The organism is Chryseobacterium sp. GW821-FHT04C04 (assembly GCF_059420365.1).
The window spans coordinates 45,924-56,954 of record NZ_JBWKTO010000010.1 but is presented as its reverse complement, the minus strand read 5'-3'; the positions used below and the strand labels follow the sequence as shown (position 1 = coordinate 56,954).

The window sequence follows — 11,031 nt, the reverse complement described above, 5'->3', positions numbered from 1 at the left end:
AAAATCAATGCTAAATTTTTCTTTTTTATACATAAAAAATGCCCCTAAAAAGTGTCTAACTTTTTGGGGGCAGTCTAGTTCTGTGGGTTTTTCTTTTTAGGGAAGTATCAGGCATAGTAACAGGCAGCCCGCAACCTCTAAATAGATTATCCTTTGAACTTTTCTAACTCAAGATAAAGAACAAGCAAACAGTCTGTAAATGTTTGATAAAGCACCCAGGATCCCCAGCAAAGACCCAGAGATCTATAGGCCCCAGTAAGACTTAAGAAATAATGCTTGGTATAAACAATAAAAAAAAACGCTGGACCTAAATCCAGCGTTTTTCCTATAGTAAAGAAAATCTTTAATTATTCTGCATCGAAATCAGCATCTTTATCAGCAGATACTACTTCTCCTTCTTCTTTAGATTTTTCTTTATCAGCTTTTCTTTGAGACTGACCTTCTTTGATAGAATCAGAAACAATGCTCAAGATCATATCGATAGATTTAGAAGCATCATCGTTTCCTGGGATAACGAAGTCAACTTTTCTAGGGTCAGAGTTTGTATCAACAATACCGAAAACTGGAATACCTAATTTCTTAGCTTCAGTTACAGCGATGTGTTCTCTCAAGATATCTACAACGAAGATTGCAGAAGGAAGACGAACCATGTCAGAGATAGAACCTAAGTTTTTCTCTAAGTTAGCTCTTTGTCTGTCAACTTGTAATCTTTCTTTTTTAGATAAAGTTTCGAACGTACCGTCTTTTTTCATTTTGTCGATAGAGTTCATCTTCTTTACAGCCTTTCTGATAGTAACGAAGTTCGTCAACATACCACCTGGCCATCTTTCTGTAATATAAGGCATATTAAGTTCAGAAGCGTGTTTTGCAACAACTTCTTTCGCTTGCTTCTTAGTAGCTACGAAAAGAACTTTTTTACCTGCAGAAGTTAATTTTTCTAAAGCGCTGCACGCTTCATCCAATTTAACTGCTGTTTTATGTAAGTCTACAATGTGAATACCATTTTTCTCCATAAAAATGTATGGAGCCATATTTGGATTCCACTTTCTAGTCATGTGACCGAAGTGTACACCAGCCTCTAGAAGGTCTTTTACATTTGCTTTTGCCATGTTTTCTGTTTTTGTTAGTTTACTTTCCGTCTTTTAAACAATCAACAACTTCTTTAGATGGGAGAAGCGTTTGGATGCTAAACGTAACGGGCAATTTTTTTGTTTTGATAAATAGATTTAGATATAAGACAACAGACCGAATAAATTCTGAAATCTGAGATCTTGTATCTGAAGTCTGAAAATTAACGTTTTGAGAATTGGAATCTCTTTCTTGCTTTTTTCTGACCTGGCTTCTTTCTTTCCACCATTCTTGCGTCTCTTGTAAGTAAACCAGCAGGCTTTAATGCTAATCTGAACTCAGCGTTGATCTCGCATAAAGCTCTTGAAATACCTAATCTGATAGCTTCTGCCTGACCTGTATTTCCACCACCGAAAACATTTACGGTAACGTCGTACTGACCAACAGTCTCAGAAAGGATAAACGGTTGGTTTAATTTGTAAACCATCACGTCTGTAGAGAAATAAGTTGCAGCATCTTTACCGTTTACTGTAATAACACCAGAACCTGGTCTTACATAAACTCTTGCTACAGAAGTTTTTCTTCTTCCGATTTTGTGAACTATAGACATAATTAATTATTTAAATTCGTTAACATTAATTGTTTTAGGCTGTTGAGCTTCATGTTTGTGCTCAGTTCCTTCATATAAATAAAGGTTCTTAAGGATAGCAGCTCCTAATCTGTTTTTAGGTAACATACCTTTTACAGATTTCTCTAATACCTTTAAAGAATCTTTCTTTTGAAGTTCAGCCGCAGTCATAGACTTCTGTCCACCAGGATAACCTGTATGCCAGATGTAAGTCTTATCAGCCCACTTATTTCCGGAAAGCGTAATTTTCCCAGCATTCAAAACGATCACGTTATCACCACAATCTACGTGAGGTGTAAAGTTCGTTTTGTGCTTACCTCTCAAAATCTTTGCAACCGTAGAAGCTAGTCTTCCTAACGGCTGTCCTTCAGCGTCTACCACAACCCATTCTTTATTAGCAGTAGCTTTGTTCGCTGAAACAGTTTTGTAACTTAATGTATTCACACGTTTTAGTTAAAGATTAAACATAATTTACCCCTAAAAGGGTGTGCAAAGGTACAAATTATTTTTGTAACCCAAAAACATATTTTATTTAATCTATAGAATATCTGTTATAGTACTGACCTTTAATAGATTTTAACATCATTAATACGTTTGGCATAAATCTTGAAAATGTTGTGGCGATGAAAAAAAACGCTTAGAAGATTCTAAAAACACACATGACAAAGCAAAGAGTTTATTCCTTAAACTCTTTCTTTTATTAAATTTCCTTTAAAGATTTCCGTAAAACACATCAATACAACTGCAGTTTCATTGAAATAATTATATTTGTATCAATCATATTAATCATTCATGAGCCACGGAAAACTAAGAGATGATAAAACCTGTCTGAACTGCGGACACCAGGTTGAAGAAAGGTTTTGCGCCCACTGTGGGCAGGAAAATTCTGAACGGAGACAGCCTTTCTACTATCTCTTCACCCACTTTATTGAAGACTTCACCCATTATGACGGACAATTTTGGGGAACATTAAAAAACCTGATTTTTAAACCCGGAAAACTTACAAACACCTATCTGGAAGGTAAGAGGCTGCAATTCGTTCCTCCTGTAAAACTCTATATTTTTGTCAGTTTCATTACTTTTTTTGTATTTGCTCTTTTTCCGATGATCAATATTAATTTATCAGAAGGGAAAGATGCCGGAAATCACAATACAACAAGTTTTTTCGACAAAATAAAAGTTGCAGAGAGGCAACAAATGCTCGACAGCATACAAGCGGAAAAAAATCCCAGTCAGGGAGATTCTGCAACGATTAAAAAAATTAACACATTATTATCTGATTCTGCTAAAATAAACGATCTCAAAGAAACCTTTGAAATGAATAAGAAAATCGATGCAGATATTAATTTTGGAGGATATAGAACAAAAAAGTCTTACGACTCTGCAAGGGATAAAAACCCATCAGCATTGGATTTTATACAAACTCCATTAGCTCACAAATTCTTTGAACTAAAGGAAAATGGGGTTACAAAAGCAGAAATATTTAAAAATTTGGTGGAAAAGTCTTTCCATAATATGCCGAAGGCGCTTTTCATCTATCTTCCGCTGTTTGCATTCTTTTTATGGATTTTTCACAATAAGAAAAAATGGTGGTATTTCGATCACGGAATTTTTACACTGCATTATTTTTCATTCCTGTTATTGACCATTTTATTCATATTCTTACTCACAAAACTGGTAGGTCTTACAAGCATTGGGCTGATTAATATATTCTTATATTTAATAATAATATCGCTGTCAATATACAGCATAGGATATTTCTTTATTGCCCACCGCCGGGTTTATCATTCCCATGGATTAGTAAGTATGATCATTGGTATGGCCTTACTATCCATTAATTTTATTGCATTTATGTTTTTGGTTGTCGGCCTTGCTCTGGTAAGCTTCCTGATGATCCACTAATAATAAATAAGGCTGTCACATTTGACAGCCTTATTTATTATTATTTTCTTAACGACTTGCTTGCCCTAAAGCTTGCAAATAGATAATAAGCGACAAAAACCGTTGAAAATTTCAGGATAGAAGGAATTGCCAGTTCTAGTTTAAAAATCAAAGCCCCTATAAGAACCAAAATTCCCATTGCTAAAAATGAAAGACCTAATTTCTTGGGCAGTGTAAAATTAGGAGTATCCAGATAATAAGCAATTCCCCAGGCAGAGCCAAAGGCAAAAGCATAATAAATATCCAGTCCGATATTCTCTGAACTTATAAAGAAATAATTGATAAGGAAGCTTACTACTGTTCCCAATGCGAAGTACATCAAAGCTTTTTGCATGTCTGTAAAAATATTCTGCAAAAATAGAGAATTTAATTGGGGTGCAGAATCCTTGTAAACATTTAATTATTGAATTAAAGGCTTCTTTTTCCATTTCAGAAAAATTCAGGTAACGTTATTAAAACAATATAATATCACCCAAAAAGGTAATTGACCACAAGTATTACAAATTATAAATTTGAAGTAAAATCAAAAGCTGAATATCATCATAATATTTTAAAGGTATTAAAAATGGGACCTCTGACTTTGAGAAAAACAAACACAAAAACAAAATTAATAGACATGAAAAAGATTCCCCAAAAAACAGTAAAAATTACTGACTTTCAAGAAAACAATGTGGAAGTGAATGTAATAATCAGTGCCAACACACAATTTGGTGATCCTCATTTCATCATTAATGGAATGCGGATAGATGACGACAACTTAAGTGATGATAAATTTTCTTTTACCATTCCAAAAGGAGATTTAGAATCCAGTAATTTACTTTTTGCAACCTCCTTCAATATTAATATGCAGGTGAACCATTTGCAGATTTTAATCAATACGTGCAGAATAAAATTTGAATTCCCTCAAATCCCTAGTAAAAATTTTCATTTCAATCCTTTTGAAGGTAAAACAACTGAAAATTTAGCTGGTAAGTTTATTTATGGCGTTTATAAATTCATAAAAGTAGAGTTATGAAAAAGTTATTAATACTAACAGCGCTGGTAACCGGAACGACATTACTATTTTCTCAAAACAAAGAAATTAGTGCAGAGTTAAATAAACTGGAGCTTTCCAATGCACCAAGTGTAATGCTTCTCGGCTTAGCAAGTTCTGATTTGGAAACCCCAAAATCGAAAAAGGCTTTCATGACCAGCATTGTCAATTCTTTCAGCGAAAATGAAGGTCTTCCCAATGCTTACGCAGTAGAATTGACACCCACCCATTTATTTCCTCTGACGGAAATGGATGCTTTGAAATATGCCGGTATTAAAAGCATTAAAAAAGCTGACAATACGTATGAGTACAAGAATAACATTTTCAGTGAAGCAAAAAACGTTTCATTCTCATTTGCATTTCTGAAAAATTATAAAATTGAAAATCTTGACACAGAAAATCCCTCGGTATCTTTTTCTTTGCGAACTACAGTATTTAAAGTAAGGAATAAAAAAAACATAGATGCCATTGCCGCTTCAAACAACAATATTTCAAAGACATTAACAGATATCCAAAGAGAGTTTTTACAATCTCAAAAGTTCAAGGAGATAAATGAGTCTGCTGCCAGCCCAAGTGAAAAGGAGCAAAAACTCGCAAAAGCATTAGAAGAATTTCCCACAGATTATTACAAAGCCGAAACTGAAAAATACAAAAAGTACCTTGACGAAAAACCTGCCTTTCAATTAGATGTCGCTTCGGCCTACAGTACTTTCTTTTTGGATAATCAATTCAAGAATAATCAATTTGGGAAATTGGGATTTTGGATGACAATGAGTTCCGGAATTAATTTAGAAAGAACAAAAATTCTAAAGAAAGATGAAGATCCGAATAAGGCCAAGTCAAAAGTAACCATCAAAGAAACCTCCGCCACAGAATCTTCAAAAACTGAAAAAAGGTTAAACTTCTATGCCGTTGCAAGATATCTGCAGGATAAAACGGTTTATGACCTTACCAATGGATTCAGCAAAACGAACAATTATGATTTTGGGGGAAAAATAGAGTTGGTATACAATAAATTCTCTATTGGCTATGAGTTCATTTACAGAAGCAGCAAGCTGGATAACACCTACCGTTCTAATGGAATTATCAACTATAAAGTGTCTGACAGTGTATACATCAATGCCGCTTTTGGAAAAAATTATGGTGATAAGAATAATCTCATTTCATTTTTAGGATTGAATTGGGGATTGGATAGCAAAAGAAAAACACTTTTTTCAGAAAAACAATAAAACACAAAGTTTTCCTTAGATAAAGACAAAATCCCAGATTAAGGTAATCTAAAAAATGTCGGCAGATCAACATCTGTCGATTTTTATTCTTTCATACAAGTAGAGTAATAATCTGTAAATCCGGACTTAACCTCTACCCAGGTCTGCCGGGTTAAAAAAATAATTATTCTAAATATTTAAAAATTAAAGCATTAGCTCAAGAGTCCAGGTTTTCATTTTATTACTATATTTGAGAACTTAGAAACTTTCTAGAATTTTTATGGAAACCCAAAAATATACTCCAACCAACAAGGTAAGAATCGTAACTGCGGCCTCATTATTTGATGGCCACGATGCTGCGATCAATATTATGCGTCGTGTTATTCAGGGAACAGGATGCGAAGTGATCCATTTAGGACACGATAAATCAGCAGAGGAAGTTGTGAATACAGCAATCCAGGAAGATGCCAATGCAATTGCATTAACTTCATATCAGGGGGGGCACAATGAATATTTCAAATATATCTATGACCTTTTAAGAGAAAAAAATTCACCTCAGATCAAAATTTTTGGCGGCGGCGGTGGTGTAATTCTTCCGGAAGAAATCAAAGAATTGATGGATTACGGGATCGACAGAATTTACTCTCCGGATGATGGCCGTGAGCTTGGTCTTCAGGGAATGATTGATGATTTGGTCAACAGATCAGACTTTGCAACAGGGAAAGAAGTAACGGCAGATGATTTAGATTCCATTAGCTTTGAAAATTCTACAAGCATTGCTAAAATCATATCTGCAGTTGAGAATTTCTCGGAAGAAAAACCTGAGCTTGTAAAAGCAATCGACGAAAAATCTAAAGGTTTAACCATTCCTATCATTGGTATAACAGGTACTGGTGGAGCTGGTAAATCTTCTTTAACAGATGAATTGGTAAGACGTTTCTTACGTTCAAATACTGATAAAAAAATTGCTATTATCTCCATCGACCCTTCGAAAAAGAAAACAGGAGGTGCTTTATTGGGAGACAGAATCCGTATGAACGCAATCAATGACCCGAGGGTTTATATGCGTTCTATGGCAACCAGAGAAAATAACGTTTCGGTTTCTCCGTTCATTCATTCTGCATTGAATGTCTTGAAATTAGCGCATCCTGATGTTATCATTTTAGAAACGTCAGGTATTGGACAGTCCGGTTCTGAAGTTTCTGATTTTGCAGATGTTTCCATGTATGTGATGACTCCTGAATATGGAGCTTCTACGCAGCTGGAAAAAATCGACATGTTAGACTATGCGGATCTGGTAGCTTTAAATAAATCTGACAAACGTGGCGCTCTTGATGCTCTACAAGCGGTAAGAAAGCAGTTCCAGAGAAACCATTTATTGTGGGAAAGTCCATTAGACGATATGCCTGTTTATGCAACAAAAGCATCTCAGTTTAATGATCACGGAACAACAGAATTATACAACAGATTAATTTCAAAAGTAAACGATAAATTCTCCGACTTACAATTAAAAACATTTGTTGAACAGGAAATTACAGAAGAAGTAACCATTATTCCTCCAAAAAGGGTTCGTTATTTATCTGAAATTGTTGAAAACAACAAAATATATGATGCTAATGTTGAAAAACAGGCTGAATTAGCCAGAAAAATGTATCATATTGACGGAGTAAAAAATATTATTTCCAATGAAATTTTAGATGCCGAATATCAAAAGGCAGAAAAAGATCTTCAACAGGAAAATATTGACTTCCTAAAAACGTGGGATGATACGAAAAAAGCTTTCCATGAAGAGTTTTATTCTTATTTCGTTCGTGGAAAAGAAATTAAAGTTGAGACTTCAACAGAATCTTTATCCCATTTAAGAATCCCCAAAATTGCCTTACCAAAATATACAGACTGGGGCGATCTGATCAAATGGAAAGGTCAGGAAAACCTTCCGGGAGGATTTCCTTTTACAGCAGGAATCTATCCTTTCAAAAGAACAGGTGAAGATCCTACAAGGATGTTTGCCGGAGAAGGAGGACCGGAAAGAACCAATAGAAGATTCCATTATGTTTCTGCAGAAATGCCTGCAAAACGTTTATCTACAGCCTTTGACTCTGTGACTTTATACGGTCAGGATCCTGCTTTACCACCAGATATTTATGGTAAAATCGGAAATGCAGGAGTTTCTATTGCAACACTGGATGATGCAAAAAAACTGTATTCAGGATTTGATTTGGTAAATGCATTAACTTCAGTTTCAATGACCATCAACGGACCTGCTCCCATGCTGCTGGCTTTCTTTATGAATGCTGCCATAGACCAGAATGTTGAAAAATATATTGCCCAACATGGGTTGGAATCTAAAGTTGAAGCTGTTTTAAAAGCAAAATTTGACGATAAAGGTCTGGAAAGACCAAAATACAATGGTGAACTGCCTCCATCTAACAACGGTTTAGGGTTAAAACTATTAGGAATTACAGGAGATGAAGTTATTCCAGCTGAAGCGTATGCTGAAATTAAGGCTAAAACGATTGCTACCGTTCGTGGTACCGTTCAGGCTGATATTCTAAAAGAAGACCAGGCTCAGAATACCTGTATTTTCTCCACCGAATTTGCCCTGAGATTAATGGGTGACGTTCAGGAGTATTTCATTACAGAAAAAGTAAGAAACTTCTACTCAGTTTCTATTTCAGGATACCATATTGCAGAAGCAGGAGCCAATCCGGTTTCTCAGTTGGCATTTACCTTAGCAAACGGTTTCACCTATGTGGAATATTATTTGTCAAGAGGAATGGATATCAATGATTTTGCACCCAACCTATCGTTCTTCTTCTCTAACGGTATCGACCCTGAATATTCAGTAATCGGACGTGTAGCAAGAAGAATCTGGGCAAAAGCGATGAAATTAAAATACGGAGCTGACGAAAGAAGCCAGATGTTGAAATACCACATCCAGACTTCAGGACGTTCTCTACACGCTCAGGAAATTGATTTCAATGACATCAGAACGACTCTTCAGGCGCTTTACGCGATCTATGATAACTGTAATTCACTTCACACCAATGCTTATGACGAAGCGATCACGACTCCTACTGAGCAGTCTGTAAGAAGAGCAATGGCTATTCAGCTGATAATCAACAAAGAATTAGGATTGGCTAAAAACGAAAATCCATTACAGGGGTCATTTATCATTGAAGAATTGACGGATCTTGTGGAGGAAGCTGTTTATACAGAATTCGACAGAATTACAGAAAGAGGGGGTGTTCTTGGAGCTATGGAAACTATGTATCAGCGTTCTAAAATCCAGGAGGAATCTATGCATTACGAATGGCTGAAGCATACCGGAGAATATCCTATCATCGGGGTTAATACTTTCCTTGGAAAAGATGGCTCACCAACAGTTCGTCCTGGAGAAGTTATCCGTTCTACTGAAGAAGAAAAACAGGTTCAGATTGAAACGCTTCATAATTTCCAGAAATCTAATGAAGATAAATCTGAGGAAGCCCTTAGAAAACTGCAATATGCCGCAATTAATCAGCAAAACCTATTTGGTGTGATGATGGATGCCGTAAAATATTGTTCTTTAGGACAAATTACCAATGCTTTATTTGAAGTAGGCGGTAAATATAGAAGAAATATGTAATCCCGTAGTTGGACATACATTTTTTATAAATTAAACCTCAAGGAAATTTCTTTGAGGTTTATTTATTTTAGTGTAAAAAAAATCTAAATTTTAGCAGGTATCATTATAATGTTTGTTAAAAATCAAAAATAAGTTACCCAATGATATATATTTGTCATCAAAAATTTGAATGAGAACATTTATTAAAATTATTTCGGTGTTTGGTCTTTTGGCTGGATTGAGTTCCTGTAAAACAAATCCTATAGGTACATCTCACAAAAGTGATATGACTAGAAATGTTGAAGAATTACAAAAAAGAGATCAGGCGGAAAAGGAAAAAATTGATATTACAAACCCAATCAACAACTACGGAAAGCCGGCTTCAAAATAAGGAAATCTCCTTTGTAAATAAAAACTCCTGAAAGTATTGGGAGTTTTTTTATATTTTTATCTTAAAACTAATTAGCCATGAAAAATAATTTTGAGAAAACTCTGTTCTTGGTTCTCACTTGTATTACCTCTACTTTGTGGAGCCAAAAACGCACTGAACCATTTACCATCAGCCTACCCAGTCATAAAGTAGAAAAAAGCTATTATAAAACAATACAACTTATTGATAAAAGAGAAGACACCACTTCCTTAGGAATTGTACAACAAGGCATGTTGAATGCCAAAGCTAAAGTGGTTCCCACCTCCAGTATATCAAGTCAATTTCAAAGTATCCTGAACAGCATCAATGAAGGTGATACTGAAGATGGAACTATGGTTCTGTACCTGAAGCAATTGTATTTTGCGGAGGTTACAGCCAAGCTCAGTGAACATGGATACTGCTATTTCCAGGGGTTTCTATTTTCAAAAAATAATGATGGGACCTACTCTTTGATGGATCAGACCGATAGAGTTATTGATATCAAAGCAACTGATGTCACAAAACAAACACTTGAAAAAGGAAGTGAAATGCTTGCTGATTTCATTATTAAAAATGCCTCTAAAAAGCCTGAAGTTATCAATCATTATACTTTGGAGCAGATTAATAACTTTGATGATGTAGCCAAGCAGTCCATCAGTTTTTATCATTCACCTCAACTGAAAGATGGTGTGTATAAGGATTATAATTCTTTAAAAAACCAACAGCCGGAAAAACCCATTGGCAATGTCAAGTTTTATGGTAATTCTCCTAAGATTGTCAGAATTTACGAAATGGAAGACGGGAAGGAAAAAGAGATCAAAAAGGACGGTATTTATGCTATTGTATACAAAGGCGAACCTTATATCTATCTCTCCATAGAAAATCTGTTTACAAAGGCAGCAAAACGAGACAACGATTATTATTTCATCGGAAAAATAAGATCAAATCCCAATGCAGGAAGTATGATGGTAACCAGTGCTGCATTCTTCGGAGCCATCGGAGTTTTGATCATGAGCAATCCAGCCTATCCTTTTGAAATGAAAATCGATTATTTCAATGGCGGGTTTGTTCCGATCAAAGAAATTCAAAACAAAAATTATTAAGCGATAAAATCTCCTTATTTTTGGGAGATTTTTA

10 protein-coding genes are annotated in these 11,031 nt (G+C 35.1%); 6 read left to right on the top strand and 4 right to left on the bottom strand.

Features of this window, described 5'->3' with window-relative positions:
- Positions 1 to 347: 347 nt before the first annotated feature.
- The 3 genes from rpsB to rplM form a co-directional block, all read right to left on the bottom strand.
- Positions 348 to 1,109, bottom strand: a complete 762-nt coding sequence (rpsB, locus tag AC07UM_RS23635) for a 30S ribosomal protein S2 (RefSeq protein WP_103247172.1) — start codon at positions 1,107 to 1,109, stop codon at positions 348 to 350.
- A gap of 182 nt (positions 1,110 to 1,291) precedes the next feature.
- The gene (gene rpsI, locus AC07UM_RS23630; RefSeq protein WP_045501218.1) at positions 1,292 to 1,678 is read right to left on the bottom strand and encodes a 30S ribosomal protein S9; all 387 of its coding nucleotides are present in this window, start codon (positions 1,676 to 1,678) and stop codon (positions 1,292 to 1,294) included.
- A 6-nt stretch (positions 1,679 to 1,684) separates the two neighbouring features.
- A complete protein-coding gene (rplM, locus tag AC07UM_RS23625; protein ID WP_027375420.1) occupies positions 1,685 to 2,140 on the bottom strand; it encodes a 50S ribosomal protein L13 in 456 nt (151 codons plus the stop codon).
- A 348-nt stretch (positions 2,141 to 2,488) separates the two neighbouring features.
- Here rplM and AC07UM_RS23620 point away from each other — a divergent pair, with 348 nt between their 5' ends.
- Positions 2,489 to 3,598 (top strand): DUF3667 domain-containing protein, encoded by a 1,110-nt coding sequence (locus AC07UM_RS23620; protein ID WP_494685156.1) that lies wholly within the window; start codon positions 2,489 to 2,491, stop codon positions 3,596 to 3,598.
- A gap of 40 nt (positions 3,599 to 3,638) precedes the next feature.
- Here the strand turns inward: AC07UM_RS23620 and AC07UM_RS23615 are convergent, their stop codons facing one another.
- Complete coding sequence (locus AC07UM_RS23615) at positions 3,639 to 3,971, bottom strand: hypothetical protein (protein WP_124536679.1); 333 nt, start codon at positions 3,969 to 3,971, stop codon at positions 3,639 to 3,641.
- Positions 3,972 to 4,253: 282 nt separating this feature from the next.
- Here AC07UM_RS23615 and AC07UM_RS23610 point away from each other — a divergent pair, with 282 nt between their 5' ends.
- The 5 genes from AC07UM_RS23610 to AC07UM_RS23590 all read left to right on the top strand — a co-directional run bounded on the left by AC07UM_RS23610 (position 4,254) and on the right by AC07UM_RS23590 (position 10,997).
- A complete protein-coding gene (locus tag AC07UM_RS23610; RefSeq protein ID WP_494685157.1) occupies positions 4,254 to 4,652 on the top strand; it encodes a hypothetical protein in 399 nt (132 codons plus the stop codon).
- Positions 4,649 to 5,899 (top strand): hypothetical protein, encoded by a 1,251-nt coding sequence (locus AC07UM_RS23605; RefSeq protein WP_494685158.1) that lies wholly within the window; start codon positions 4,649 to 4,651, stop codon positions 5,897 to 5,899. The genes AC07UM_RS23610 and AC07UM_RS23605 overlap by 4 nt, the downstream gene beginning before the upstream one ends.
- A gap of 259 nt (positions 5,900 to 6,158) precedes the next feature.
- Positions 6,159 to 9,506 (top strand): methylmalonyl-CoA mutase family protein, encoded by a 3,348-nt coding sequence (locus tag AC07UM_RS23600; RefSeq protein WP_494685159.1) that lies wholly within the window; start codon positions 6,159 to 6,161, stop codon positions 9,504 to 9,506.
- A 169-nt stretch (positions 9,507 to 9,675) separates the two neighbouring features.
- Positions 9,676 to 9,876, top strand: coding sequence for a hypothetical protein (locus tag AC07UM_RS23595; protein ID WP_494685160.1), 201 nt, complete (start codon positions 9,676 to 9,678; stop codon positions 9,874 to 9,876).
- Between the two features lie 77 nt (positions 9,877 to 9,953).
- Positions 9,954 to 10,997 carry a hypothetical protein gene (locus tag AC07UM_RS23590; RefSeq protein ID WP_494685161.1) on the top strand — a complete coding sequence of 348 codons (1,044 nt, stop codon included), beginning with the start codon at positions 9,954 to 9,956 and terminating at the stop codon, positions 10,995 to 10,997.
- The last annotated feature ends 34 nt before the right edge of the window (positions 10,998 to 11,031 follow it).

Bases quoted from the DNA above. Each gene is read 5' to 3' on its own strand.
- AC07UM_RS23620 (WP_494685156.1), top strand. From the start codon at position 2,489: ATGAGCCACGGAAAACTAAGAGATGATAAAACCTGTCTGAACTGCGGA.
- rpsB (WP_103247172.1), bottom strand. From the start codon at position 1,109: ATGGCAAAAGCAAATGTAAAAGACCTTCTAGAGGCTGGTGTACACTTC.
- AC07UM_RS23610 (WP_494685157.1), top strand. From the start codon at position 4,254: ATGAAAAAGATTCCCCAAAAAACAGTAAAAATTACTGACTTTCAAGAA.
- AC07UM_RS23590 (WP_494685161.1), top strand. From the start codon at position 9,954: ATGAAAAATAATTTTGAGAAAACTCTGTTCTTGGTTCTCACTTGTATT.
- rpsI (WP_045501218.1), bottom strand. From the start codon at position 1,678: ATGTCTATAGTTCACAAAATCGGAAGAAGAAAAACTTCTGTAGCAAGA.
- AC07UM_RS23615 (WP_124536679.1), bottom strand. From the start codon at position 3,971: ATGCAAAAAGCTTTGATGTACTTCGCATTGGGAACAGTAGTAAGCTTC.
- AC07UM_RS23595 (WP_494685160.1), top strand. From the start codon at position 9,676: ATGAGAACATTTATTAAAATTATTTCGGTGTTTGGTCTTTTGGCTGGA.
- AC07UM_RS23605 (WP_494685158.1), top strand. From the start codon at position 4,649: ATGAAAAAGTTATTAATACTAACAGCGCTGGTAACCGGAACGACATTA.
- AC07UM_RS23600 (WP_494685159.1), top strand. From the start codon at position 6,159: ATGGAAACCCAAAAATATACTCCAACCAACAAGGTAAGAATCGTAACT.